This window comes from Halobacterium yunchengense, from assembly GCF_037031165.1.
Classification (GTDB): domain Archaea; phylum Halobacteriota; class Halobacteria; order Halobacteriales; family Halobacteriaceae; genus Halobacterium; species Halobacterium yunchengense.
The window spans coordinates 837,816-861,584 of record NZ_JAYEZL010000001.1 but is presented as its reverse complement, the minus strand read 5'-3'; the positions used below and the strand labels follow the sequence as shown (position 1 = coordinate 861,584).

Below are 23,769 nucleotides of genomic sequence, written 5' to 3'. Positions count from 1 at the left end.
GGCAGGCACTTAATGGTTCGCCATCGCGCCGCAGAAATCGCCGCTCAGTGGGTCTACGCCGGGAATCTAGAACTTCTCCAGCAGCCGGCCGTAGAACGCCGCCCGCGACTCGGCGGCGTCCCCGGTCGCCAGCTTCTCGACGATGAGCTCCGGCGTCGAGCGCGCGAGGTGGTCTTTGACCGGGGAGCGCTCCACGACGAGTTCGCCGTCCGCCAGGCCGAGCGCCCGGATGCCGTCGACGGTGACGTCGAACCCGCATTGCTCTTCGATCTCGCCCGCGAGGTGGGAGACGAACACGCCGGACGCGCCCGCGTCGTGGAGCTCCTCGAGGATGCCGGCGACGATCTTCGCGGACGCGCCCGGCTCCGTGATGGACTCCAGTTCGTCGACGAGCACGAGCTTCCCCGCCGGCCCGCCCGCGCTCGCCGCGGCCTCGCCGCGCTCGGCCACGCGCTCGGTCAGACCGGCGAAGTCCCGCAGCGTCGCCTCGAACGCGCCCGCGTCCAGGGTCCCCTGGGACTTCGCGTAGTAGTGCAGCTCCGACACCGCGGGCACCCTGGCTGACTCGGCCGGCACGGGCAGCCCCATGTGCGCGAGCACGACGACGACCGCGACGAGGTCGAGCGTGCTCGTCTTCCCGCCGGAGTTCACGCCCGACAGCAGCGCGACGCCGTCCACGCCGTAGTCGACCGGCTCCACCTCGTCGAAGGGGACGTCGAGGACGGGGGAGCGCCCGCCCTCGATCTCGAAGCCGCGGCCGCCGCGCGCCGCGAGCGTGCACTCGAAGTCCTCGGCGAACCGCGCGACAGCCAGCTCGACGTCGAGTTCGAGCGCGCGCTCGACGAGCCCCTCGGTCGGCTCCCGGAGGTCAGCGAGCGTCGCCGCGAGGTCGCGCTTGCGCTGGGCGCCGCGGCGGTCCCGCGCCGCCGACAGCTCCTCGCGAAGCCGCGAGACGGCCTCCCGGTCGTGCTCGACGGGGAACGTCGGCTGGTCGCCGAACGCCCGGCGCGCCAGCGACGCCTCGCCGTCCCGCAGGTCGAGGGCGTCCACGAGGTGGTCGCGGGCGGCGTCGACGGCGGCCTCGTACTCGTCGGCGAGCTCCCGGGAGAGGAGGCTGTCGACGCCCGCGCCGCGCTCCACGAGGCTCAGGAGGTCCGCGCCCTCGATGGTGACGTCCTGCTCCTGGATCGCCTCGCGGAGCCGGTCGTTCGCCACGGACTCGGCGGTCGAGACGGCGGCGTCGAGGTCGTCGACGGCGGTGGACAGCCGGTCGAGCTCCTCGTCGCCCGCCACCGAGCCGTCCGCGGCCAGCTGCGCGAGCGCGTCGTCCAGCTCCGCGAGGTCGACGTCGGTCTCGAGGCCGGCGGCCTCGTGGACCGCGACGGCCGCCCTGACGCGGTCGCGGTTCGTCGCGAAAAAAGAGAGCACGCGCTCCGGGACGACCTCCCCGGGCCGGTCGAGGGCGTCCGGCTCCACGCGCACGTCGCCGTCGACCTCGACGCCCGTGAACGCCTCGTCGAGTGCCACCACGGTCGAGTAGCCGCGCGCGAGGTCCGCCAGCCCCCGCGCGTCCTCGACGACCTCCACGGAGAGCTCTGGGAACGCCTCCCTCGCCTCGGCGTACGTCTCCGCGTCCGTCGTCGCGAGACAGCGGTCGCGGACCGCGAGGCTCTCCGGCCGCGAGAGGGGTGTCACTCCCTCGAGGGCGTCCAGTACGTCCTCGCTCGGGTCGCGCTCGACGGCGCGCTCGACGAACTCGTTGACCTCGGCGATGCGCGAGTCGGCCGCGCTCGGGTAGAACGTCCGCAGCCGCTGGGTCGCGTAGTCGGTGACGGCGCGCGCCTGGAGGAGCCCGAGCACGCGCTCGTACACCTGCTCGGCGCGGTCCGTCGCGAGGAACTCGCCGTCGTCGTCGTGGCGCGCCCGGATCGCGCCGCGGACGATGCGGGCCGCCCGGCCCTCGGTGACGCCCGGCGCGCCCGCGACGGCCGCGACGTCCCCGCGCTCCAGGGCCGCCTCCGGGTCGTCCAGCGACCGCAGCGCCTCCGCCGTCTTCGCGCCGACGCCCGGAATCGCCTCTAGGTCCATCGGCCGGCCTTACGTCGCCCGCGCCTAAGGTCTTACGCGGACCGCGACCGCACCGCCCTCCCCGCCACTCCCGGATGCCTACCCGAGGCGCGTCCGGACCGCCGCCCGCGCCAGCGCCGCCTCCGCCTTCCGGAGGTGTTCGGCGGCCGTCGACGCCGCGCAGTCCAGCGCGTCGGCGACGTCGGCCTGGCTGGCGGTCTTCGGCACGTCGTAGTACCCGAGGTCGACGGCGGCCTCGACGACCTCGCGCTGGCGGTCCGTGATCGCCGCCGCGTACTCGGTCTGCCGGGGGTCGTAGTCGCCGTACCGAGTGATTTCGAGATCGGCGACCGTCCGTGCGTCCTCGACGGCGTCCGCCAGGTCGTCGGCCGCGCCCACGACCGTGAACGACGCCGTGCCGTCCGCGCGGTACACCACGGGCAGCGTCGTCACCAGCGAGTCCCGCGTGAACGTCGCGCGCAGGCGGCGGTTCGCCTCGGTCGCCGTCTCCTGCGTGTAGACGTACACGTAGTCGTCGTCCACGCCCGCGACGTCGTGGTAGGAGACGGCGTCGCGGCCGTCCAGCGCCGCGACGAGCGGGTCGCGGTCGCCCTCCACGGCGTAGAACTGCGTCGGTTCGCGCTCCTCGATGCCGCCGAACAGGAGGTAGGCGTCGCCGAGCGCGCCCTCGTCCATCGCTGCGCGGTGGACCGCCGACGCGGCCTCGGGTGGCGCCTGCACGGTCACGCGAGCGTACTTCATCGCGTCAGTGTTCGCGCCCCACTACTTGAATTGCCGTGCTCGCTCGGCCGTGCGTCCACCCGTCCGCCGCACCAACCTCGAATCGTCATGTCTACGCCAGCGCCACCGACACCAGATGGCCTCCCCGTGCTGGGGCACGCGCTCGCGTTCTCCCGCGACCCGCTCGCCTTCCTCGAACGCTCCGTCGGCGACCACGGCGACGTCGTCGGGCTGTCGATGCCCGGGAACTCGGGCGTGCTCGTCGCGCACCCGGCGGAAATCGAGCGCGTGCTCGTCGACGACGCCGACGCGTTCCCGAAGGGCGACTTCCAGCGCCGCGAACTCGGCGGCCTGCTCGGCGACGGCTCCCTGATTGCGGACGGCGAGACGTGGCGGCGCCGCCGGCAGGCGCTCCAGCCGGCGTTCTACGCGCGCCGCGTCGAAGCCGCCGAGCCAGCGATGCGCGCCGCCACGCGACAGGTCGCCGGCGACTGGCGCGACGGCGACACCGTCGACGCCTTCGACGCCGCGACGACGCTGACGCTGTCGGTGCTCGCGGACGCGTTCTTCGACGTCGACGTAGCGGACGACCACGACACCATCGCGGCCGCCGCGGACGCCATCGCGGCGCGGTTCGCGCACGACGAGGGCATCCCGTTCTACGTCCCGGACTGGGTCCCCCTGCCGAGCCACCGGCGCTACAAGCGGGCGGTCACGGACCTCGAAGGCGTCGCGTACGACCTCGCGGACACCGGCGCCGACGACGCCAGCGACGTGCTCGCCGCCATCCTCGACTCCGACCTCGGGCGCGAGGAACTCCGCGACGAACTCGTGACGCTGCTGCTCGCCGGCCACGAGACCACCAGCACCGCGCTCACCGCTGCCGTCCACTGCCTCGCGACGAACCCCGGCGAGCAGGCGCGCGTCCGCGACGCGCTCGACGCGGCCGACGACCCCGCGGACGCCGATTCCCTCCGCGCCGCCGTCGACGAAGCGCTCCGGCTCTACCCGCCGGTCCACATGCTGATGCGAGAAGCCGCCGAGCCCACCGAACTCGGCGGCTACCGCGTCCCCGAGGGATCGCTGGTCGGCCTGCCGCAGTGGGTCGTCCACCGCGACGACCGCTGGTGGGACGACCCCGAAGCCTACCGTCCCGAGCGCTTCATCGGTGACGATACCGACGACCGCCCGGAGTTCGCGTACTTCCCGTTCGGCGGCGGGCAGCGCCAGTGCATCGGCCGCCGGTTCGCGCTGCAGGAACTCCGCGTCGCGCTCGCCGAACTGCTCGCCGACTACCGCTTCGAGGCCACCGACGACACGGACTTCGACCCGGCGCCCGGCCTCACGCTCCGCCCCGGCGGCCCGGTCGAGGTGCGCGTCCGCGAGCGCTAGACGGAACTCCCGTCGACGAGGGCTTCCGCGGACGCGAACCGACACCGGCGACCGCCACCGCCGCTCTCCACGCCGTGACGCCGTACCCGACGGTCGACACCGCGAACGCGGCCACGGCCAGCGCCGCGACGCCGCCAGCCGGTATCGCTTTCGCTCGCCTCGCAGTCGGTGGTTCAACCGCTCGCACTTGGCCTTCGCGAGTCGTGCTCCCGTCGAGCGAACGACGACGAGCATCCGCGGCCTGTGCGGTCCGAAGGACCCGAAGGCAGCGGTTCACCGCGCCGGAGGCGCGGGCGCCGAGCACCCCCGTAGGGGGTGCGACGGCGCTTTCTCCCCAAGTTTTGCCGAGGGCGGCCGGAGGCCGCCCGCAGCGCAAAACGTGGGTTTCAGTTGCCCGTCCACCGGAGCAGCGCGAGCGTCCCCTCGAAGAGCGCGATCATGGTGAGCGCGACGATGATGGGGACGACGCCCGTGGGGTCGATGGCGCCGAACGTGAAGGAGATGCCGGCGAACGCCGCCCAGAAGAGGAGGCGGCGGTCCTCCATCCACGCCCGGGTGGTGACGCCGAGCATGATGGCGAGCATGATGAACAGGGGGATCTGGAAGACGATGGCGAGGTACCCCATCACCATGAGGATGAGGTTGAAGGTGGTGCCGAGCGCGAACGCGACGTCGGCGGTGTCCTGCGTGTACCCCTGGAAGTAGTCCATCGTGTACGGGAGCACGAGCAGGTACGCGAAGAGGACGCCGAGGACGGCGAGGACGAGGCTCGTCGGGACGGCGGCGAGGTAGTAGCGGCGCTCGTTCCGGTAGAGCCCGGGCCGCATGAACGCGTACGACTGGTAGACGAACACGGGCAGCGCGACGACGAGGCCGGCGAGGCTCGCGACCTTCAGCTGGGTGATGATGAGCTCGAGCGGGTGGTAGACGCGGGGGTCGACGGCCTCGGCGCCCGGCAGCACGTAGTTCCAGATGGTGGTGATCAGCGCCTCCGTGACGGGGAAGACGGCGGCGCTGACGAGGCCGGCGACGGCGATGACGACGGCGAGCCGCTTGACCATCTCCTCGACGTGGACGGCCAGCGGCTGCTCGACGTCGGACTCGGGCGCGCTCATGCCGAGGCCGTCGTCCGGCGGCTCGGGCGTCTCCTCCGCGTCGACGACGGAGTTCTCGCGGGGGTCGAGGGCGTCGTCGGGGTCGTGGCTGGACGGCGCGTCGGCCTCGACGGACTCGCCGTCCCCGGCGGGTTCGTCGGCCTGGTGGTCCTCGTCGGCGAGCAGCTGTGGGTCGGTCGCCTGTTCGCCGACGAGGTCGCCGCCGACCGCGAGGTCGTCGTCGTCCCAGCCGCCCGCGCCGCTGGCGGTCTCGACGCGCCGGACCGCGGACTCGAGGGCGTCCCAGTCGACGCGCTCGGGGGAGTCGGGGTGCTCGCCGTCCGATTCGGCGGGCTCGGGGCGGTCGAACCCCTCGTCGGCCTCGGCGGGTTCGGCGCCGGAGACGCGTCTGACCGCGGGCGTCGGCCCGTCCTCGGGTTCGTCGCCCACGGCGGGCTCGTCGTGCGGTTCGTCGTCCGGCGTCGCCGCGGCGGCGCCGTCGTCGTCCGCGTCCACTCGACGGACGGCCGACGCGAGGTCACTCCACTCCGGGCGTTCGCGTCCGCCGTCCGATTCGTCGGCCATTCCTGTCCGTGCCTTGGCGACCCGTCCGTTATAGGCTTTCTTTTGGCGGTGGACGGGAAGATTGATAATCGCGAGCGGGCTAGCCGGGCCCAATGAGTAGCTCCGACGACGGCATGATCGACCCCGGGACGGCTCGCGCCATCGACTCGGGGCGGCAGACCGTCGGAGTGATGCTGCGGACCGCGCAGTCGAAGCTCCAGCACGTCTTCATCGCGTTCGTCGTCGGCCTCGTCGGCGGCATCTTCGCGATGCGGCTGTACGTCTGGCCGACGCTCGAGCGCGACCTGCTCGAGGAGACCGCGCAGGTCATCGCGCAGACGCCGTTCGACGTCATCCTCATGCAGGTGAAGATCGGCCTGTTCGCGGGAGCGGTCACTGCGATTCCCGTCCTGCTCTACCACGCCAGACAGCCCCTGGAGGACCGCGACATCATCCCGGACGTGTCGGTGCGGCGGCTGCACGTCGCCGTCGTCGGCGTCGTCTGCGTGGGGCTGGGGGCGCTCGGCGTCGGCTACGCGTACTTCCTGTTCTTCCCCCTGATGTTCGACTTCCTCGCGGGGAACGCGGTCGGCGCGGGGCTCGCGCCGAAGTACGGCGTCGTGCAGTGGACGGAGTTCATCCTCTTCCTCGCGCTGTCGTTCGCGCTCGCCGCCCAGCTGCCGCTGGTCGTCTCCGCGCTCTCGTACTCGGGCATCGTCCCCTACGAGACGTTCCGGGACAAGTGGAAGTACGCGGTCGTCGGCATCTTCGCGTTCGGCGCGTTCTTCTCGCCGCCGGACCCGTTCACGCAGATCCTGTGGGCGTCCCCCCTGCTCGTCCTCTACGGGCTGTCGCTGTACCTCGCGAAGGCCGTCGTGACGATGAAACGCGGCCGCGAGCACGTCGACGTCCGCGGCGTGTTCGCCGAGCGCTGGAACCGCGTGCTCGGCGTCGGCGTCGTCGGGTTCGCGGCGGGCTACGCGTTCGGCCAGTACGGCGGCGTCGAGGCGTTCAACGCCGGGCTGGACGCCATCGGGTCGTCGGTGCGCGTGCCGACCGTCGCCGAGGCGGTCGGCGTCGACCCGGCGACCGGCACCCTCCTGCTCGGCGCCGCCGCCGCGGCGCTGGCGCTCGTCGCGGCGCTCCTCTACTACGTGTACGTCGCCATCGACCGCGCCGCGACGAAGGTCGCCGCCGCCGGCGTCGGCCAGCCCACCGACCCGGCCGCCATCGACCTCGACGTGCTCGACGCCTCGGGCGTCCGCGCGGCGCCGCCGGAGAAGTTCGCGGCGATGAGCGAGGACGAGGCCGTCGCCGCGGCGGGGCGCGCGCTCGACGCCGACGACGACGCGAAGGCGCAGGCGATCCTCGACCGCTACGACGACGTGCAGGAGTCCCTCGAGTCGTCCGGCGAGGGCGACGACGCCGAGGGGGACGAGAGCGCGGACCCCTCGGACACCGTGCAGTCGACGGCCGCCGGGATGATGGACGCGTTCACGGAAGAGGAGACCACCGAGGAGGACATCGGCGGCTACTACTACGACATCCGGTTCATCCTCGCGAGCCTGCGGTCGCGGGCGTTCCGCATCGTCGGCTCGTTCATGGTGCTGATGGTCGGCATCTTCGGGTGGCTGTACTACGGCGGGTTCGGCGACCTCCGCGACGACTTCATCGCGCGCATCCCCCAGGACGTCCAGCCGGCGGGCGCCGTCGAGTGGCCGATCACGCTACACCCCGTCGAGGCGCTCGTCTTCCAGGTGAAGATCTCGGTGGTGCTGGCGGCCGTCGGCGTCCTCCCCGTGGCGCTGTACTACCTGTGGCCGGCGCTGACGAGCCGCGGCTGGGTGACCGGCGACCGGCGCGCCATCGTCGTCTGGGGCGGCGGCCTCGTCGGCGGCCTCCTGGTCGGGAGCTGGCTCGGGTACGCCGTCGTCGCGCCCGAGGTCATCTCCTACCTCGTGTACGACGCGCTCAGCGCCGGCATGGAGATCAGTTACACCGTCAGCAACTTCGCGTGGACGGTGTTCCTGCTGACCGTGGGCATCGGCCTGCTCGTGGACATCCCCGTGACGATGGTGCTGTTCCACCTCGGCGGCATCGTCTCCTACGACACGATGCGGCGGCGGTGGCGCGTCCCCGTCATCTCGACGTTCGTGTTCGGCGCGCTCGTCACGCCGGACAGCCTCTACACGATGCTCGTCATCGCGCTCCCGATGGTCGTGATGTACTTCGTCGGGCTCGCCGTCCTCACCGTGCTCACGCTCGGCGGGCGGCGCGGCGGCGGGTCGACCCGGACGGCGTCACGGGGGTAGGTCGCCGCGGGCGGCGCCGGGGGGCTGCGCCGCTGTCCGCCGGCCGCGACGCGAACCCCTTAAGATAATCGCGGAGTATTCTCGCGGTATGCCCAAGATCAGCGTCGAGATGCCCCAGGAGCTGCTCGACGACCTCGACGACCACGTCGGCGACGACGGGAAGTTCGTGAACCGCAGCGACGCCATCCGGGCGTCCGTCCGGAAGACCCTCGACGTGCTCGACGACATCGACGAGCGCCACGGCCGCCTCGACGAGGGCGAGGATGCCGAGTAGCGACCGCCTCGCCGCCGGCCAGGTGGCGCTCGTCGGGCTGTTCGTCACCGCACTCGTCACCGCCCAGCTGACGGCCTCGAAGCTCCTCGTGTTCCAGATCCCCTTCGGCCTCCCGTTCACGGGGAGCTCGCTCGTGCTGCCGGGCGCGGCGCTGGCGTACGCGCTGACGTTCTTCGCGTCGGACTGCTACTCCGAGCTGTACGGCCGGCGGGCCGCCCGGACGCTCGTCAACGTCGGGTTCGCGATGACGCTCGTGATGCTCGCGCTCGTGTACACCACCATCGAGGCGCCCATCGCGCCGTTCTCCGAGGTCGGCCAGGACGCGTTCTCCCGGGTGCTGTGGTCGAGCGCGAACATCGTCGCCGGCAGCCTGCTCGCGTACGTCGTCAGCCAGCACTGGGACGTCATCGCGTTCCACGCCATCCGCGAGCGCACCGGCGGCGCGTACCTCTGGCTGCGCAACGTCGGCTCCACGGCGAGCAGTCAGGCCGTCGACACCGTCATCTTCGTCACCGTCGCGTTCGCCGTCGCCCCCTCGGTGCTCGGCGTCGGCCCCGTCTACGGCACCGAGCAGATCCTCTCGCTCATCGTCGGCCAGTACGCGCTCAAGCTCGCCATCGCCGTCCTCGACACGCCGTTCGTGTACGCGGTGCGGCGCGCGCTCGCCGGCGGCGACGCGCCCGCCGTCGCCGCGACCGACTGACCCCGGAGTCAGTCCCGGCGCTCGGCGAACCCGAAGTTCGGCTTCACGTCCGTCACCTCGACGTCGACCGTCTCGCCCTCGGCGGCGTCCGGCACGAACAGCGTGTACCCCTCGACCTTCGCGATGCCGTCGCCCTCCTCGCCGACGCCGACGACGTCCACCGACAGCGTCTCGCCCTCGTCGACGGGAGCGTCGACGCGCTCTTTCGCGACGACGTACACCTCCGAGGAGGAGTCCCGGGAGGCGTCCGGCGTGTACGTCTGCACGAACGCGAACTCGTCCTCGACGTCCGCGCGGAAGTCCGCGAAGTCCCGGCCGTCGAAGACCTTCACGACGAAGTGGCCGCCGTCGCGCAGCACCTCGCGGGCGGTGTCCAGCGCCGTCCGCGCGAGGTGGACCGAGCGCGCGTGGTCGAGGTTGTACTCGCCGGTCATGTTCGGCGCCATGTCCGACACCACGACGTCCACGCCGCCCGGCGCCGCCGCGCGCACGATGGCGTCCCTGGTCGCCGCCTCGGTCATGTCGCCGCGGATCGTCTCCACGCCCGCGTCGACGCCCTCGAGGTCGTCGACGCGCTGGAAGTCCACGCCCACGACCTTCCCGCGAGCGCCGACCGCCTCGGCGGCGACCTGCAGCCAGCCGCCGGGCGCCGCGCCCAGGTCGACGACCGTCGACCCGGGCTGCAGGACGTCGAACCGGTCGTCGATCTGCTGGAGCTTGTACGCGGCCCGCGACCGGTACCCCTCCTGCTTGGACTTGTTGTAGTAGTGGTCCTTGCGGTTCCCCATGGTCGGTTGTCGGCACTGAAGCGGCGAGTACGGAAAGTCCCGTCGCTGTGCGCGCGCGCCGCCGGCGCGGTCAGTCCGCGACCGCGACGGCGACCTCGTTCGTGCGCAGGAACGGCAGCGTGCCGGGCGCGTCGTACCCGAGGAAGAACGGCTCGCCCGCGGTCTCGACGCCGCGGTCGGCGAGCGCGTCGAGCAGGCGGCGCCGCTGGGCGGCGACGCGGGCCTCGGTCGGCCGCCAGGAGAACGTCCGGACGGCGAGCGTGCGCGCCGGCTCCGCTACCAGTTCGACGTCGGGGTCCGTCGGCTCGGGCGCGGTCTCCGCGGTGTACTCCGCGGGGAGGTAGAAGGCCATCGTCACGCCCACGGACTCGCCGCGCTCGGACTCGCCGCGGCCGACGCGGACGGGCGCGGTCATCGGCACGGTCGCGCCGTCGACGCGGACGGGCGCGGTCATCGACAGGTCGCGGCGCCCCTCGTTCTCGCCCGAGATGTACGCGAACAGCCGCGAGAACGCCCCTCTCGGCGTCGCCGCGGTCGTCTCCACGAGCACGGCAGGCGGGTAGCGCCGGAGCTCGACGCCGTCCAGCGTCAGCACGCGCTCGTAGTCGACGCGCTCGGCCTGCCGGGAGGCGTACGTCGCGTACGCGGCCGCCGCCGCCAGTGCCGCGGCGCCGACGCCGACCGTCCACGCCGCGAGCCTCGTGGTGGTACGCATACGCGAACTGACGGCCGCGAACGGGATAAGGACTCGCCGGTGGCGAGCAGAAGTCGCGGTCGTCGGTTGCGAGCGACGCGGCCGTTCGGCCGCCCCGCGGTGGCGGGCGGACGGCCGCGGCAGTCAGCGCTCGTCAGTTCGCCGCGGCGACGGTCGAGGCGTCCACGGTCACCGTCTCGCCGTCGGCGGTCACCGCGAGGTCGCTGCCCGCGTCGACGTCGGCGGGCACCTCGAAGGTCAGTTCGCCGTCGGCGTTCGTCTCGCCGACGGCCTCGCCGTCGACTTCGACGGCGGCGTTCGCGACCGCGTCGCCGTCGCCGTCGGTCACGATCACCGTCGCGTTCTCGCCGGCGGTCAGCGCCCCGTCGAGCGCGACCGCGAGGTCGGCCTCCGCGTCCGCCTCGGCGTCGCCGCCGTCGGACTCGTCGGCGCTGTCGCTGTCCGAGTCGTCGCCGTCGGACTCGCCGAGTTCGAGCTCGAGTTCGCCCTCGGCCTCGCCGTACTCGCTGTCCGCGCCGGTCTCGACCTCGAGTTCGAACTCGCCGGCGCTCTCCGGCACGGCGACGGTGGCGGTGCCGTTCGCGTCCGTGGTCACGGTCGTCTCCGCGCCGCCGACCTCGACCTCGGCGGTCGTGTTCGCGACCGGTTCGCCGTCCTGGGTCACCCGCACTGTCGCGTTCTCGCCGGCGGTGACGTCGCCGACGACGCTGGCGCGCAGGTCGCCCTCGACCTCGGCCTCGGTGTCCACGCGCTCGATGGGGACGTCAGTGCCGGACTCGCTGGCGACCGGCTTCAGGACGTACTTCCCGCTGTCGCCGGCCTCGAACACCGTGATGTCGAAGACGAACTCCACGCTCGACTCCGAGTCCACGCTGAACGCCTCGTTCAGGTGGAGCTTCTCGCTGGGCAGCTTCACGTTCACCTGTTCGCCCGACTGCAGCGTGCCCCCGACCTCGTCGACGCGGACGAACACCTGCTCGTACTCGCCCTCGGACACCGTGAGGTTCCCGAGCAGCGTCGCGTTCGCGCCCCGCAGCTCGGTCAGGTCGACCGTGCGCTCGTCGACCTCGTGTTCCACCCACTCGGTGTCCTCGCCGTCGGACTCGCCGTCGGACTCGCCGTCGGACTCGCCGTCGGACTCGTACTCGAGTTCGGCTTCGCCCTCGCCGTACTCGTTGTCCGCGCCGGTGCTGGCGGCCACCGAGACCGCCTCCGCGTCGGCCGGCACGGCGACTGTGGCGGTGCCGTTCGCGTCCGTGGTCACGGTCGTCTCCGCGTCGCCGGCCTCGACGTCGAGCGTGACGTTCGCGGCGGCCTCGCCGTCGTGGGTCAGCGTCACCGTGGCGTTCTCGCCGGCGGTGACGTCGCCGTCGACGTCGAGCCGGAGGTCGCCCTCGCTCTCGGACTCGGCCTCCCAGCTCCCGGACGCGTTCGCACTCGCGTTCGCGTCCGCGTCGCCGGACTGCGCGAACCCGACCTTCGTCACGGTGACGTTCAGGTGCTCGAACTGGTCGATGGCGTTCGGCTGGTCGCTGACGTAGAACTGGACTGTGCCGCTGTCTGCGGTCTCGGCCTGCGTGGGCGACTGTCCGCTGATGCCGCCGGCGCACCCGGCGAGCACCACGAGCGACGCCACGAGCAGGCTGGCTACGGTGCGGCTCATGTGCAGGCGAGGCCAGCACCCGGGCTCACCTAAAAGGGGGAAGCCGTGAACGCGGTTTCGCGCCGTCACGCGCCGGATTAAGCCGGATTAAGCCGTGTTCACCCGTCCGGTCGCTGGGCTCGAACGCGCCCCCCGCCGGAGGCCGCGGTCCGCGTCGGCGGACCCCTCGCGCGTCACTCCTCGCGCTCGAGCCGTCCGCGAACTGCGGCGAGGAGCCGCTCCGGGCCGCCGTCCTCGCGGACGTTCGCCGCCGGCAGGCTCGCGACCTCGCGCTCGTCGCCCCAGGTCGACACGGCGGCGACGGGCGCCGCCGAGAGGGCGTCGATCGCCGCGAGTTCGGCCGCGACGCCGTCGACCGGCCACTGGTCGAAGTCGTCGCGGCGCGCCCGTCCGGGGTCGTCGACGAGCACGACGGCGTCGGGGCTGGCGCCGTGCAGGAGCGAGAGCGTGACGCCGGCGTACGCGCGGTGGGTGAGCGCGGCCTGCCCCTCGACGAACACGTAGTCGTGGTCCGCGGCGACCTCGACGACGAGGGACTCGACGGCGCCCGCCGCGAAGTCCGCCGGCACGCGGTCGATCACGGCGCCCGCGTCCGCGCCGATCATCAGGCCGGTCTGGCCGGTCGCCACCCAGCCGGCGTCGAGGCCGGCGTCGCGGGCGGCCCGGTAGAGTTCGACGGTGGTCGTGCGCTTGCCGACCGCGCAGTCGGTGCCCGCCGTGAGCACGACCGTCGCGTCCACGTCCTCGGCGCTGCCGTCGGCGACCCGGAAGCGCTCCTCGGGGGGTTTGCGGACGTCCACGAGGCTGACGCCGCACTCGTCGGCGAGCGAGCGCCACTCGGGGTCCTCCGAGAGGAACGTGTGCAGGCCGGAGACGACGTCGCAGCCGCGTCGGATCGCGGTCGCGATCTCGTCGGTCCACGACTCGGGGAGTTCGCCGCCGGCGGGCGCGACGCCGACGACGAGCGCGTCGACTGTCGGGCTGGCGTCGAGTGCGTCCGCGACCGACGCCACCACGGGGACGTCGGGGCCGCGGCCGAGCACGTCCCGGGCGGACGAGCCGGCGCGAGTGGAGTCCACCACGGCCCGGACGTCGAAGCGCGTGCCGTCCAGGGCGACGCCGTTCGCTGTCTTCCCGGCGGGGTCGCCGAACGCGCCCTCGGCGAGCACGACCGCGGGTCGCCGCTCGGTCGGTTCGCTGTCGTCCATCGTGTACGTGGCTCGCGGCCACTGGGGGAAAGCACCCCTCCCCATCATAGGCGGTCCGGTTTCCCTGGTCGGCAGTCCGGTTTCCGTCGTCGGTGTCTCGACTCCCCCTGACGTCCGGTCTCCGTCGCGGACGGCCAGGAGGTCAGGCTTATGGTAGCGACTGGCATACAGGGGGTAGAGGCGGCACACGTGTCAGGAGGCGACCGACGCGGCTCGCGGCTCACACTCGACATCTGGCATCCGGACTGCTGGACGCTCCAGGTCACGGACGCCGGAGCCGGCGGCTTGCTCGGCCACGGCGTCCACGACGTCGACGGTCGCGCACAGGGCCGGTTCACCGCGTACGCGGACTCCACGCCGGAACTCGAGGCGCTCCTGGACCGGATCGAGGACTCGCCGCTCACCCACGACGTCTGGGGCGTCGACCAGCCCGCACACCTCGAGGTCGACAAGGAGACGGGGAGCGCCACGCGGAGTATCGTCGTCGAGTACGTCCTCGAGAACAGCATCAACGACGCGCTGGTCTCCCGGGGGTTCATCCCCGACGAACCGGTGCGGATGTACGACGGCCGGGAGTACTGGACGGTCGTCTGCCACGAGGACCGCGAGCGCATCCACGACGCCCTCGACGAGGTCGCCGCCGAGGAGGACGCCGAGATCCGCGTCGACCACATCGCGAGCCTCGACGCCGGGCTCGGAACGGGGATGTTCGCGCGGAGCGACCTCTCCGAGCGCCAGCGGGAAGTCTTCCGGCACGCCCGCGACAGCGGCTACTACACGTGGCCCCGCGAGGTGTCCGCGTCCGAACTCGCCGCCGACCTCGACATCTCGAAGACGACGCTGCTCGAACACCTCCGGAAGGCGGAGGCGAAACTCCTCGCCGCCCACGAGGAGCCGCGCACCGAGTGAACGTCCACGAGGGGCCTCGCACCGAGTGAATGTCTACGAGGGGCCTCGCACCGAGTGAATGTCTACGAGGGGCCTCGCACCGAGTGAATGTCTACGAGGGGCCGCGTCCGAGTGAGTGCTGGCGGTGCGTGACCGGTGGCTGGACAGCTCAATCCGGCGGAAAGCGACCGCCACGGGCCACCCCCACACATGATAGGGGGGTGCGTTAACCCCCATCTTGAGCACTGGTCACACATGTCGTCGACAGCATCGAAGTCGGAGAACAGCCTCTCCCGCGACATGGGGCCGCTCGGCGCCATCAGCACGGTCGTCGCCGGCACCCTCGGCGCGGGACTGTTCGTCACGCTCGGCACAGCCAGCTCGACCACCGGCCCGAGCGTCATCCTCGTGGTGGCGCTGTCCGGCGTCCTCGCGATGACCATCGCGATGAACTACTCGTGGGTCGCCACCATCTTCCCCGGCGCCGCCGGCTCGTACAGCTACATCACGCGGACGTTCGACAGCCGCCTCCCGGGGTTCGTCGTCACGTGGTCGAAGTGGCTCGGGTACATGGCGGCCGACGCCGTGCTCGCGATCGGGTTCGGGAGCTACCTCAACGTCTTCTACCCCGGCGTCGACCCCGCGCTCGCGGGCTTCGGCCTGCTCACCGTGCTGTTCCTCGTGAACCTCGTCGGCGTCCGCCAGTACAGCATCTCGCAGAACGTCATCTTCGGCCTGCTCGTCGTCGCCATCCTCGTCCTCGTCGTCCCCGGGTCGTTCAGCGTGAGCGCGGACAACTACACGCCGTTCTTCACGGGCGGCTTCGACGGCCTCCTCGCGGCCGCCGTCCCCCTGTTCTACGCGTACATCGGCATCGCCGTCGCCGGCCAGCTCGGCGCGGAAGTGAAGAACCCGAGCCGGAACCTCCCGCTGGCGATGATCGGCGGGACTGCGTTCCTCATCGTCCTCTACATGTGGACCGCCGCCGTCATCTACGGCGTCGTCGCCGACTACACGGTGCTCGCGGACTCGGCGCGCCCGCTCGCGACCGCGGCCGGCGAGTTCCTCCCGTTCAACGCCACGGCGGTCGTCGCCTTCGGCGGCCTGCTCGCCACCGCGTCGTCCGTCCACGCCGTCATGGCAGCCGGCATCAAGATGCCGTACTCGTGGGCGTGGGACGAGGTGTTCCCGAAGCGGTTCGCGGCGGTCAGCGAGCGCTTCGGCACCCCGCACTTCTCGCTGCTCACGCTGTACGTCGTCGCGAGCGCGCTCACCTTCTGGAGCACCGGCCTCAGCCAGGCCATCGCCATCGCGACGTTCAGCTACCTCGTCGCGTACCTCACGGTCTCGCTCACCGTCGGCTACATCTACTACGCCAAACCCCACCTCATCAAGCACGCCGCCTTCGACCCCGGCGCCTGGATCTACGTCTCCGTCGCGGTCGCCTCCCTCGGGTCGTTCGCGCTCCTCACGCAGGCGTGGCGCGGGTCACTCCGGGTCTACGTCCCCTGGCTGGCTGTCGGCCTCGCCGTCTTCGCCGTCTACTGGTACCTCGGCGAACAACGCGGCACCGACGTGCGCGCCATCCTCGACACCCTGCCGGGCGTCCCGACCGACGAGTACGACCCAGACATCCGCGAATCCCCCGTTCAAGACTGATGACCCACCAGCCACCGGTCTCCGAGGCGGTCGACGGCGACGAGACGATCGAACTGCTCCAGGACCTCGTCCGCATCCCCTCCCCGTACTTCGAGGAGGCGGACGCCGTCGAGTTCGTCTACGACTGGCTCGACGGCCACGACCTCGACCCCGTCTACCACGAGGTCAGCGAACCCGACATCACTGGCTACGAGGGCCGGAACGTCCTCGCGCGCGTCGAGGGCGACGACCCCGACGCGCCCACCGTCGTGCTGAACGCCCACGTCGACACCGTCAAACTCGTCGACGCCTGGGAGGAAGACCCCTGCTCGGGCCGCATCGAGGACGGCCGGCTCTACGGCCAGGGCGCCTGCGACATGAAGGGCGGCCTCGCCGCCGCGATGGTCGCGACGAAGGAACTCGCCGCCCGCGACGACCTCGCCGGCGACGTGCTCTTCGCGTGCGTCGTCGACGAGGAGGGCCCGTACGGCCTCGGCACCGACCGCCTCGTCCGGGACGGCTACACGGACGACTGCGACGCCGCCGTCGTCACCGAACCCGGCCCCATCCTCGCCCAGGAGGACGTCACCAATCCCGCCCTCCTCCTGGGGGCACGCGGCCGCTTCCTCTACGACATCGACGTCACCGGGCGCGCCGCCCACGGCTCGCAGCCCTGGAAGGGAACCAACGCCGTCGTCGACGCCGGGAAGGTCGCGAGCGCGCTCGCCGACCTCGACGTCGACAGCCACCCGAAACTCGGCGACGGCTCCGTCTGCCCGCTCCGCATCGAGGGCGGCAGCCAGACCCTCTCCGTCCCGGAGTCCGCGAACCTCATGGTCGACCGCCACGTCGTCCCCGGCGAGACCGAGGACGTCGTCCGCGAACAGGCCGAGGCCGCCATCGACGCCCTCGACCTCGACAGCCGCGTCGACGTCGGGTTCCGCGAGGCCCCGAGCGACGACATCAGGTACGGCCCCTACGTCACCGACGAGGATCACCCGCTCGTCACCGCCCTCGCGGACGCCGTCGACGGCGTCGCCGGCCGCCCTCCCGACTACGGCTACTTCGCGAGCGTCGGCGACTTCAACTACCTCGGCGACCGCGCCGGCCTCCCCACCGTCATCGTCGGCCCGGACGGCGAGAACATCCACTCGGCCGGCGAGTTCGTCTACACCGACGACGTCGTCGAGACGGCTCGCGTCGTGGCCGACGGCCTCCACCAGTACCTCGGCGAGTGACCGCGCTCGGGTGCACGCTCCCGCCACCGGCCCCGGCGCGCTCGCGCCGCCGGCACCGCGAACTTCGTTCGGAAGTGACACGACGCCGCGGGCCGCCCCCGGCCCGCCTCGCGGCCGCCCCGCCGACGTCCGGCGATTTACGCGCGCACGCGGAACGTGGGGCTTTTTATTCCCGGATTTCGTAGCGAACGGCATATGTTCAAGGCGATTGTGAGCGCCGACACGCTCCGGGAAACGCTCGACTCCGTGAGCGTGCTGGTGGACGAGTGCAAGATCCACCTCGACGAGGACGGCCTCTCCATCCGCGCCGTCGACCCCGCCAACGTCGGCATGGTCGACCTCGACCTCGGTGCCGCCGCGTTCGAGTCCTACGAGGCGGACGGCGGCGTCATCGGCGTGAACCTCTCCCGGCTCGAGGACATCGCCGGCATGGCCGACACCGACCAGCTCGTCCAGCTCGAACTCGACGAGGAGACCCGGAAGCTCCACATCCAGATCGACGGCCTCGAGTACACGCTCGCGCTCATCGACCCGGACTCCATCCGCCAGGAGCCCGACATCCCCGACCTCGACCTCCCCGCGCACGTCGTCGTCGAGGGCGCCGACATCGACCGCGCCGTCCGCGCCGCCGACATGGTCTCCGACCACATCGCGCTCGGCGTCGACGCCGCCGACGAGCTGTTCTACGTCGACGCCGAGGGCGACACCGACGACGTCCACCTCGAACTCACCCGCGACGACCTCATCGACCTGGAGGCGGGCGACGCCCACAGCCTGTTCAGCCTCGACTACCTCAAGGACATGAACAAGGCCATCCCGAAGGACGCCGAGGTCGAACTCGAACTCGGCGAGGAGTACCCCGTCAAGGTCCACTTCGACATCGCCGAAGCCCAGGGCCGGGTCACGTACATGCTCGCGCCCCGCATCCAGTCCGACTGAAACCAACGTTTTGCGCTGCGGGGAGTCGCCTGCGGCGGCCTCCTACGCCTCGTCGGACAGCGGCACGGTCAGGACCTGCGTCGGGGACGCGCGGACGACGCGCTCGGTGGTGCTGCCGACGTGGAGGAACCGGTCGAGGCCGGTGCGGCCGTGTTTCCCCACGACCACGAGGTCCGCGCCGTAAGCGTCGGCGGCCTCGATGATCTCCTCGTGGGGGAGTCCCCGCCGGAGGTGCTTCTCGACGTCGACGCCGGCGTCGGCGCCGAGTCCGCCGGCGCGGTCCAGCGCGCGCTCGGCGCGTCGCTCGGCGTCCTCGACGGCGAGGTCGTAGTCGTCGGCGACGAACCGCTCGTCGACGACGAACAGCGCGTGGACGGCCGCGTCGAAGCGGTCGGCGAGCGCGACCGCCACCGTGACGGCGCCCGCCGCGCCCTCGCTGCCGTCCGTGGGGACGAGGATGGTCGCGTACATCCCTCGAACCATCGACCGGGACCCCGATAACTGCGTGGGGTGGTACCACGAACCGAACGCGCTCGCGTCGGGCTCCCGGCCGGTCCGGGCGCGCTAGCCCGTTCGGCGGGCTCCTGGCGCCTCAGGCTTCGCCGTACCACTCCCGCTCGAAGCGCTCCGCGAACTCCTCGAGGATGGCGTGACGCGCCGCGGCGATCTCGCGTCCCGTCTCGGTGTTCATGTTCTCGCGGAGGCGCAACAGCTTCGCGTGGAAGTGGTGGTACGTGCTCGCGGGCCCGTCGTGGTCGTCGTGGCCGTCCTTCCGGTAGGCGTCGTCGCGGTCGGGCAGCGGGCGGTCGGGGTCCCAGAGGAGGTTGCCGTGCGCGCCGCCGAACTGGAACGCGCGTGCGACGCCGACCGCACCGATCGCGTCGAGGTTGTCCGCGTCCTGGAGCACCTCCGCTTCCAGGGTCTCGGCGGCCGCCGGGTCGTCCTCGAAGCCGTACTCCTCGTGGACGGCCACGCAGTGACAGACCGGGTCGCGGATGCCCGCTGGGACGTCCGCGTCCGCGAGAATCTCGCGGATCTCGGGAATCGTCTCCTCGGGGTGCGTGAACCCGTCGCCGCGCACGCGGTGGAGGTCGTGGACGACCGCCGCGACGCCGACGACGCGCGAGTCCGCGCCCTCTGCGTCGGCGATGCGGACGCCGAGGCGGTTCACGCGCCACGCGTGCTGGAGGTCGTGGCCCGAACTGTCCCCGTCGAAGTGCGCGGCCACCTCGGCGGCCACGCGGTCGAACGACGAGCCGTCGCTGGCGGTCATACCCGAGCGTCTAGGCCGGCGGTACAAATGTCACGCGCCGCCGGTCGGGGTCGCGTCGCCGCCGTCCCGGCGCGCCAGCACCGTCTCGCCGGCGGTCACCGAGTCGCCGCCCGCGACGAGGACGTCCCCGCGGTCGTACTCCCGGGGGAGGACGAGGTCGGCGCGGCTCCCGAAGGAGACGTGGCCGATGCGGTCGCCGCGCGCGAGCTCGTCGCCGGCCTCGACGTACGGGTGGATGCGGCGCGCGAACGCGCCGGCGATGAGGACGACCTCGTGGTCGCCGCAGTCGATCCGCACGCGCTCGTTGTGCTCGGACTCCTTGTCGAAGGCCGGCCGGTGGCCGCCCGGGCGGTGGTCGACGGCCTCGACGGTCCCGTCGAGGGGCGCGCGGTTCACGTGCACGTCGTGGACGTTCATGAACACGCCGACGCGCACGCGGCCGTCCGGGTCCTCGCGGACCACCGATACCTTGCCGTCGGCCGGCGAGACGGCGCCGCGGCCGGCGGGCGTCCGCTCGGGGTCGCGGTGGAACCACACGACGAACGCCGCGAGCGCGAACCCGAGCACGCCCCACAGCGACGAGACGAACAGCAGCGCCGCGCCGACCACCGCCGGCGGCAGGGCGTACGTCCACTTCCAGGCGCCGCGCGCGAACATACTCGACTCGTCGGTGCGAGGGACTGATAGCCCTTCGGTCGGCGGCGCGGGCCGCCGCTCGCTCGCGTCCGGCCGGGAGCCGGGGCGTTTATCGGCGTCCGCTCGCAACGGTGTACGCGATGAACGCGCGCCACGCACGCTACCCGTTCCTCGGCGACGCCCGGCAGGCCGTCCAGGCCGCGGGCGTCGACCTCGCGGACGTGGTCGCCGAGGACGACGCGGTCGTCGAGCGCGCCCGCGAGCGCGTCGTCGGCGCGCTCACGGACGGCGACGTCGGCGGGCGCGCGCGGTCGGACCGCGTGGAACTGCTCTCGTACCCGGTGGCGCGCGTGCTCGTGTCCGTCGTCGACGAGCACGTGCTCGTGCGGAAGTACGCGGACGCCGAGGCCCGGGCGGCCTACGACCGGTTCACGGCCGACGAGACCGACGACACCGAGCTGAAGTCCGTCGGCGACGACGCCAGCCTCTCGCGGCGCGACCTCCTCCGGGAGTTCGACCTCAGCGACGACGTCCGCGAGACGCCCGGCGGCTACGACGTGGACGTCTCCACGTACCTCCAGCTGTCGTCGTCGCTGCGCGGCGACGACTGGCGGCTGGTGAACCGCGCGCTCGACGACGGCCGCGTCCCGGTCTCCGAGCCGGAGCTGGACCTCCTCCTCCAGCAGGCCGTCCGGGACCGCGTCGCCGAGGGCCTGCCGCTGGACGTCCCCGACGAGATCGCCGAGGCGATGGAGGCCCCGGCGACCGCGGTCCGGGACGTGCTCGCGGACATGGACCTCACGCGCGAGATCGACACCGTCGTCCCCGAGCTGTTCCCGCCGTGCATGCAGCACCTCTTAGACCAGGTGCAGCGCGGCGAACACCTCCCCCACCACAGCCGGTTCGCCATCACGGCGTTCCTCGCGAACGTCGGCCTCTCCACGGACGAGATCGTCGAGCTCTACAAGGTGAACCCGGGGTTCGGCGAGGAGATGACCCGGTACCAGACCGACCACATCCGCGGCGAGTCCAGCCCCACGGAGTACACGGCGCCGTCCTGCGCGACGATGAAGGCCTACGGCGACTGCACGAACCCCGACGACCTCTGCGACGCGATCAACCACCCGCTGTCGTACTACGAGGCGAAACTCGACGACGCCGACGAGGACGACCTCGACGACTGGCGGGAGCGCGAGGACGAGGAGACCGACGCGGAGGCGTAGTCGCCGGGACCGACGCGGAGGCCTAGTCGTCGCCGTCGCCCTGCTTGCCGGACAGCCAGTAGCCGACGACGCCCATCAGGAGAATGAACGCGACGACGCCGCCCACGACGGCGAGACCGCTCGTCTCGCCGAACCCGTCGCTCATCGTGCCGGCGACGACGAGGATTGCGATGAACACGAGCGTCGCGAAGATCGCGATCCCCGCTTCGAGGCGGGCGTCGAGCCCTTCAGACATACCCCGGGCTTTCGCCGGCCCGGGCAAAAGCGCTTCGAAGCCACCGTGACCGGCCGTCTCCGGCACCGGACTCCGTCCACGCTACTACGTACCGCACGCGGAAGTGTCCACGGAATTTGCGGGGTTTAGGGTCGCTGGCGCCCTATCGCGTGGTATGAGTCCCTCCAGGACCGACGGCCGTCCGAACGGCCGGAGCCGCCGCGCCCGCCGCGAGGCGATGCGCGTGCGGAAGGTCGGCGACGCCGCCTACGAGGTGTGGTCGCCCTCGGGCCACGTCTACGACGTGGACCTCGACGCCGGTCGCTGCACGTGCCCGGACCACCGCTTCCGCGGCGTCCGCTGCAAGCACCTCCGCAGGGTCGCCATCGAGGTGACCCTCGGCAACGTCCCCGCGCCCGGCGAGCGCGAGGCGACCTGCAACGCCTGCGGCCGCTCGCTGTTCGCCGACAGCGACGACGCCGACCCCGTCTACTGCGAGGACTGCGAACTCGACCCCGGCGAGACCGTCGTCGACCGCGAGACCGACAGCCTGGTGGTCGTCGTCGAATCCACCGACGACCGAGCCGACGAGGTCGAGGTCCCCGAGCGCGGCTGGACGGTCGCCGACCACTACTCGAACCGCGACTACGACCCCGGGGACCGCGTCGTGGACGTCCTCTACCCGCTGCCGCGCGGCGTCGACCCGGCGGACGTGTCGCCGCGTGACCTGCGCCGGTACTCGTTCCCGCGCGGCCGGCTCGCGCGCCGCCAGTGAGCCGGCGCGACGGGCGTCGCCGCGCCGCCAATACTCGGTAGTCGCCGCGCCGCCAGAATCAGTAGTCGTCCAGTCCGGTCTTCGCGGGGCCGCCCGTGAGCTCCTCGATGTCGGTGCCGTCCGCGAGCGCGCGCTCTTTTTTCACGCGGTAGCTGCCGGCGTCGGTCGTGTGGAGGTCCGCGGGGTGGAAGAAGTACCAGTCCTCGCGGTCGAAGCGCACGCCGATGCGGGGCTTCGCGCCGAAGTTCCGCGCGAAGTACACGAGCGCCTCGACCTCCTCGCCGTCGAGGTAGATGGGGTCGCCGGCGCTGGACTTCGCCTCGATGGCGTAGAACGCGTCGCCGTCGCCCGCGAGCACGTCGGGGAGCTCCCGTTCCGTCGCGCTCCCCGAGGCGGGCGCGCGCATCACCGCGAACCCGCGCTCGTCGAGCGCGTTCACGAGCTCGCGCTCCCGCCTGTTGCCCTTCGCGTTCGAGTTAGACATGCTCGTCCCCCGTGCCGGCGGTCATGTCCGGCCGTACGCGGCGGGGGGATAGGAGGCTTGCGCCACGGCGCCGCCACCGGACCTTTTGCGCGCAGTCACGTCACTCCCTCCATGGGCGACGCCACCGACGCGACCGGCGCCGACGGACAGACGCCCTCGACGGGGATCCTCGCCAGCCAGCTCCAGGAGGGCGTCAACGAACTCGAGCGACCGGCGGACGGCCTCGCGCTCTCCGGGCTCTCGGCCGGCCTCGACATCGGGTTCGGGCCGCTGCTGATGGCGGTCGTGGCCACGCTCGCCGCGGGCGTGTGGGGCGAGCCCACGCTCGAACTCGCGCTCGCGAACGCGTACGCCGTCGGGTTCCTGTTCGTCGTCATCGGGCGCTCGGAGCTGTTCACCGAGCACACGACGCTCGCGGTGCTGCCCGTGCTCGACGGCCGCGCGTCCGTCCGGTCGCTGCTCCGCCTCTGGGGGGTCGTGTTCGGCGCGAACGTCGCCGGCGCCGCCGCGTTCGCCGGCATCGCGGTGGTCGTCGCGCCCGCGTACGGCATCGCCGACGCGGCCGCCTTCGAGGCCGTCGCGACGCCCCTGGTCGCCCACGACTCGTCCGTGCTGTTCGCCGGAGCGGTGCTCGCGGGCTGGCTGATGGGGCTGCTGTCCTGGCTGGTCGCGGCCGCCCAGGAGACGGTGAGCCGCGCGCTCTTCGTGTGGCTGGTCGCGGCCACCATCGGGTTCACGCACCTCCCGCACTGCGTCGCCGGCAGCGTCGAGGTCCTGATGGGCGTGTTCACTGGCGTCGTCGAGCCCAGCGCGTACGCTCGCTTCCTCGTGTGGTCGACCGCCGGGAACGTCCTCGGCGGCGTCGTGTTCGTCTCGCTCCTCAAGTACGGGCACGTCGTCCGCGGCGGCGACTAGCCGCCAGTCGTTTTCCGCTGGTCGC

Annotated in this window: 23 protein-coding genes; 11 read left to right on the top strand and 12 right to left on the bottom strand. The window is 72.1% G+C overall.

Annotated features, from left to right (window positions below; all coding sequences use genetic code 11):
• Positions 1-66: 66 nt before the first annotated feature.
• Entirely contained in the window at positions 67-2,088 is a 2,022-nt protein-coding gene (locus U5911_RS04355; RefSeq protein ID WP_336035579.1) for an endonuclease MutS2, read from the bottom strand.
• A 78-nt stretch (positions 2,089-2,166) separates the two neighbouring features.
• Positions 2,167-2,829, bottom strand: coding sequence for a helix-turn-helix domain-containing protein (locus tag U5911_RS04350; RefSeq protein WP_336035578.1), 663 nt, complete (start codon positions 2,827-2,829; stop codon positions 2,167-2,169).
• An 87-nt stretch (positions 2,830-2,916) separates the two neighbouring features.
• On the opposite strand from U5911_RS04350, the gene U5911_RS04345 reads away from it, so the two are divergent.
• Positions 2,917-4,200, top strand: coding sequence for a cytochrome P450 (locus tag U5911_RS04345; protein ID WP_336035577.1), 1,284 nt, complete (start codon positions 2,917-2,919; stop codon positions 4,198-4,200).
• Between the two features lie 386 nt (positions 4,201-4,586).
• On the opposite strand, the gene tatC (U5911_RS04340) is transcribed toward U5911_RS04345, so the two are convergent.
• On the bottom strand, positions 4,587-5,879 hold the full coding sequence (tatC, locus tag U5911_RS04340) for a twin-arginine translocase subunit TatC (protein ID WP_336035576.1): 1,293 nt from the start codon (positions 5,877-5,879) through the stop codon (positions 4,587-4,589).
• 92 nt (positions 5,880-5,971) lie between these two features.
• Between tatC (U5911_RS04340) and tatC (U5911_RS04335) the strand changes: the two genes are divergently transcribed.
• The 3 genes from tatC (U5911_RS04335) to U5911_RS04325 all read left to right on the top strand — a co-directional run bounded on the left by tatC (U5911_RS04335) (position 5,972) and on the right by U5911_RS04325 (position 9,147).
• The gene (tatC, locus tag U5911_RS04335; RefSeq protein WP_336035574.1) at positions 5,972-8,170 is read left to right on the top strand and encodes a Sec-independent protein translocase TatC; all 2,199 of its coding nucleotides are present in this window, start codon (positions 5,972-5,974) and stop codon (positions 8,168-8,170) included.
• An 88-nt stretch (positions 8,171-8,258) separates the two neighbouring features.
• Positions 8,259-8,444 carry a CopG family transcriptional regulator gene (locus U5911_RS04330; RefSeq protein ID WP_336035572.1) on the top strand — a complete coding sequence of 62 codons (186 nt, stop codon included), beginning with the start codon at positions 8,259-8,261 and terminating at the stop codon, positions 8,442-8,444.
• The gene (locus tag U5911_RS04325) at positions 8,434-9,147 is read left to right on the top strand and encodes a queuosine precursor transporter (protein WP_336035570.1); all 714 of its coding nucleotides are present in this window, start codon (positions 8,434-8,436) and stop codon (positions 9,145-9,147) included. Before U5911_RS04330 ends, U5911_RS04325 begins: the two co-directional genes overlap by 11 nt.
• A gap of 8 nt (positions 9,148-9,155) precedes the next feature.
• Here U5911_RS04325 and U5911_RS04320 read toward each other — a convergent pair whose 3' ends face one another.
• The 4 genes from U5911_RS04320 to U5911_RS04305 all read right to left on the bottom strand — a co-directional run bounded on the left by U5911_RS04320 (position 9,156) and on the right by U5911_RS04305 (position 13,521).
• Entirely contained in the window at positions 9,156-9,935 is a 780-nt protein-coding gene (locus U5911_RS04320; protein ID WP_336035568.1) for a 23S rRNA (uridine(2552)-2'-O)-methyltransferase, read from the bottom strand.
• 70 nt (positions 9,936-10,005) lie between these two features.
• Positions 10,006-10,650, bottom strand: a complete 645-nt coding sequence (locus U5911_RS04315) for an SOUL family heme-binding protein (protein ID WP_336035566.1) — start codon at positions 10,648-10,650, stop codon at positions 10,006-10,008.
• A 133-nt stretch (positions 10,651-10,783) separates the two neighbouring features.
• Positions 10,784-12,313 carry a DUF4382 domain-containing protein gene (locus U5911_RS04310; RefSeq protein WP_336035565.1) on the bottom strand — a complete coding sequence of 510 codons (1,530 nt, stop codon included), beginning with the start codon at positions 12,311-12,313 and terminating at the stop codon, positions 10,784-10,786.
• Positions 12,314-12,486: 173 nt separating this feature from the next.
• The gene (locus tag U5911_RS04305; protein ID WP_336035563.1) at positions 12,487-13,521 is read right to left on the bottom strand and encodes an N-acetyltransferase DgcN family protein; all 1,035 of its coding nucleotides are present in this window, start codon (positions 13,519-13,521) and stop codon (positions 12,487-12,489) included.
• Positions 13,522-13,710: 189 nt separating this feature from the next.
• Between U5911_RS04305 and U5911_RS04300 the strand changes: the two genes are divergently transcribed.
• The 4 genes from U5911_RS04300 to U5911_RS04285 all read left to right on the top strand — a co-directional run bounded on the left by U5911_RS04300 (position 13,711) and on the right by U5911_RS04285 (position 18,224).
• A complete protein-coding gene (locus tag U5911_RS04300) occupies positions 13,711-14,430 on the top strand; it encodes a helix-turn-helix domain-containing protein (protein ID WP_336035561.1) in 720 nt (239 codons plus the stop codon).
• A gap of 234 nt (positions 14,431-14,664) precedes the next feature.
• Positions 14,665-16,068, top strand: coding sequence for an APC family permease (locus U5911_RS04295; RefSeq protein ID WP_336035559.1), 1,404 nt, complete (start codon positions 14,665-14,667; stop codon positions 16,066-16,068).
• Positions 16,068-17,285 carry a M20 family metallopeptidase gene (locus U5911_RS04290; protein ID WP_336035557.1) on the top strand — a complete coding sequence of 406 codons (1,218 nt, stop codon included), beginning with the start codon at positions 16,068-16,070 and terminating at the stop codon, positions 17,283-17,285. Before U5911_RS04295 ends, U5911_RS04290 begins: the two co-directional genes overlap by 1 nt.
• Before the next feature lie 195 nt (positions 17,286-17,480).
• Positions 17,481-18,224 (top strand): DNA polymerase sliding clamp, encoded by a 744-nt coding sequence (locus U5911_RS04285; protein ID WP_336035555.1) that lies wholly within the window; start codon positions 17,481-17,483, stop codon positions 18,222-18,224.
• A 42-nt stretch (positions 18,225-18,266) separates the two neighbouring features.
• Here the strand turns inward: U5911_RS04285 and U5911_RS04280 are convergent, their stop codons facing one another.
• The 3 genes from U5911_RS04280 to U5911_RS04270 all read right to left on the bottom strand — a co-directional run bounded on the left by U5911_RS04280 (position 18,267) and on the right by U5911_RS04270 (position 20,154).
• Complete coding sequence (locus U5911_RS04280; RefSeq protein WP_336035553.1) at positions 18,267-18,707, bottom strand: universal stress protein; 441 nt, start codon at positions 18,705-18,707, stop codon at positions 18,267-18,269.
• Between the two features lie 109 nt (positions 18,708-18,816).
• Positions 18,817-19,497 carry an HD domain-containing protein gene (locus U5911_RS04275; protein ID WP_336035552.1) on the bottom strand — a complete coding sequence of 227 codons (681 nt, stop codon included), beginning with the start codon at positions 19,495-19,497 and terminating at the stop codon, positions 18,817-18,819.
• A 30-nt stretch (positions 19,498-19,527) separates the two neighbouring features.
• Positions 19,528-20,154 (bottom strand): protein sorting system archaetidylserine decarboxylase, encoded by a 627-nt coding sequence (locus U5911_RS04270; RefSeq protein ID WP_336035549.1) that lies wholly within the window; start codon positions 20,152-20,154, stop codon positions 19,528-19,530.
• A 119-nt stretch (positions 20,155-20,273) separates the two neighbouring features.
• On the opposite strand from U5911_RS04270, the gene priL reads away from it, so the two are divergent.
• Complete coding sequence (gene priL, locus U5911_RS04265; protein WP_336035547.1) at positions 20,274-21,356, top strand: DNA primase regulatory subunit PriL; 1,083 nt, start codon at positions 20,274-20,276, stop codon at positions 21,354-21,356.
• A gap of 22 nt (positions 21,357-21,378) precedes the next feature.
• On the opposite strand, the gene U5911_RS04260 is transcribed toward priL, so the two are convergent.
• On the bottom strand, positions 21,379-21,591 hold the full coding sequence (locus U5911_RS04260; RefSeq protein WP_336035545.1) for a DUF7472 family protein: 213 nt from the start codon (positions 21,589-21,591) through the stop codon (positions 21,379-21,381).
• A gap of 154 nt (positions 21,592-21,745) precedes the next feature.
• On the opposite strand from U5911_RS04260, the gene U5911_RS04255 reads away from it, so the two are divergent.
• Positions 21,746-22,345: an SWIM zinc finger family protein gene (locus tag U5911_RS04255; RefSeq protein WP_336035544.1), complete on the top strand. Its 600-nt coding sequence runs from the start codon at positions 21,746-21,748 to the stop codon at positions 22,343-22,345.
• A 58-nt stretch (positions 22,346-22,403) separates the two neighbouring features.
• On the opposite strand, the gene hjc is transcribed toward U5911_RS04255, so the two are convergent.
• On the bottom strand, positions 22,404-22,829 hold the full coding sequence (hjc, locus tag U5911_RS04250) for a Holliday junction resolvase Hjc (RefSeq protein WP_336035543.1): 426 nt from the start codon (positions 22,827-22,829) through the stop codon (positions 22,404-22,406).
• Positions 22,830-22,940: 111 nt separating this feature from the next.
• Here hjc and U5911_RS04245 point away from each other — a divergent pair, with 111 nt between their 5' ends.
• The gene (locus U5911_RS04245; protein ID WP_336035542.1) at positions 22,941-23,744 is read left to right on the top strand and encodes a formate/nitrite transporter family protein; all 804 of its coding nucleotides are present in this window, start codon (positions 22,941-22,943) and stop codon (positions 23,742-23,744) included.
• Positions 23,745-23,769 lie beyond the last annotated feature (25 nt).

Coding starts and splice junctions, on each gene's coding strand:
- U5911_RS04330 (WP_336035572.1), top strand. CDS start 8,259: ATGCCCAAGATCAGCGTCGAGATGCCCCAGGAGCTGCTCGACGACCTC.
- U5911_RS04285 (WP_336035555.1), top strand. CDS start 17,481: ATGTTCAAGGCGATTGTGAGCGCCGACACGCTCCGGGAAACGCTCGAC.
- U5911_RS04345 (WP_336035577.1), top strand. CDS start 2,917: ATGTCTACGCCAGCGCCACCGACACCAGATGGCCTCCCCGTGCTGGGG.
- U5911_RS04260 (WP_336035545.1), bottom strand. CDS start 21,591: ATGTCTGAAGGGCTCGACGCCCGCCTCGAAGCGGGGATCGCGATCTTC.
- hjc (WP_336035543.1), bottom strand. CDS start 22,829: ATGTCTAACTCGAACGCGAAGGGCAACAGGCGGGAGCGCGAGCTCGTG.
- U5911_RS04290 (WP_336035557.1), top strand. CDS start 16,068: ATGACCCACCAGCCACCGGTCTCCGAGGCGGTCGACGGCGACGAGACG.
- U5911_RS04245 (WP_336035542.1), top strand. CDS start 22,941: ATGGGCGACGCCACCGACGCGACCGGCGCCGACGGACAGACGCCCTCG.
- U5911_RS04280 (WP_336035553.1), bottom strand. CDS start 18,707: ATGGTTCGAGGGATGTACGCGACCATCCTCGTCCCCACGGACGGCAGC.
- U5911_RS04320 (WP_336035568.1), bottom strand. CDS start 9,935: ATGGGGAACCGCAAGGACCACTACTACAACAAGTCCAAGCAGGAGGGG.
- tatC (WP_336035576.1), bottom strand. CDS start 5,879: ATGGCCGACGAATCGGACGGCGGACGCGAACGCCCGGAGTGGAGTGAC.
- U5911_RS04305 (WP_336035563.1), bottom strand. CDS start 13,521: ATGGACGACAGCGAACCGACCGAGCGGCGACCCGCGGTCGTGCTCGCC.
- priL (WP_336035547.1), top strand. CDS start 20,274: ATGAACGCGCGCCACGCACGCTACCCGTTCCTCGGCGACGCCCGGCAG.
- U5911_RS04275 (WP_336035552.1), bottom strand. CDS start 19,497: ATGACCGCCAGCGACGGCTCGTCGTTCGACCGCGTGGCCGCCGAGGTG.
- U5911_RS04295 (WP_336035559.1), top strand. CDS start 14,665: ATGTCGTCGACAGCATCGAAGTCGGAGAACAGCCTCTCCCGCGACATG.
- U5911_RS04315 (WP_336035566.1), bottom strand. CDS start 10,650: ATGCGTACCACCACGAGGCTCGCGGCGTGGACGGTCGGCGTCGGCGCC.
- U5911_RS04350 (WP_336035578.1), bottom strand. CDS start 2,829: ATGAAGTACGCTCGCGTGACCGTGCAGGCGCCACCCGAGGCCGCGTCG.
- U5911_RS04310 (WP_336035565.1), bottom strand. CDS start 12,313: ATGAGCCGCACCGTAGCCAGCCTGCTCGTGGCGTCGCTCGTGGTGCTC.
- U5911_RS04325 (WP_336035570.1), top strand. CDS start 8,434: ATGCCGAGTAGCGACCGCCTCGCCGCCGGCCAGGTGGCGCTCGTCGGG.
- U5911_RS04270 (WP_336035549.1), bottom strand. CDS start 20,154: ATGTTCGCGCGCGGCGCCTGGAAGTGGACGTACGCCCTGCCGCCGGCG.
- tatC (WP_336035574.1), top strand. CDS start 5,972: ATGAGTAGCTCCGACGACGGCATGATCGACCCCGGGACGGCTCGCGCC.
- U5911_RS04255 (WP_336035544.1), top strand. CDS start 21,746: ATGAGTCCCTCCAGGACCGACGGCCGTCCGAACGGCCGGAGCCGCCGC.
- U5911_RS04355 (WP_336035579.1), bottom strand. CDS start 2,088: ATGGACCTAGAGGCGATTCCGGGCGTCGGCGCGAAGACGGCGGAGGCG.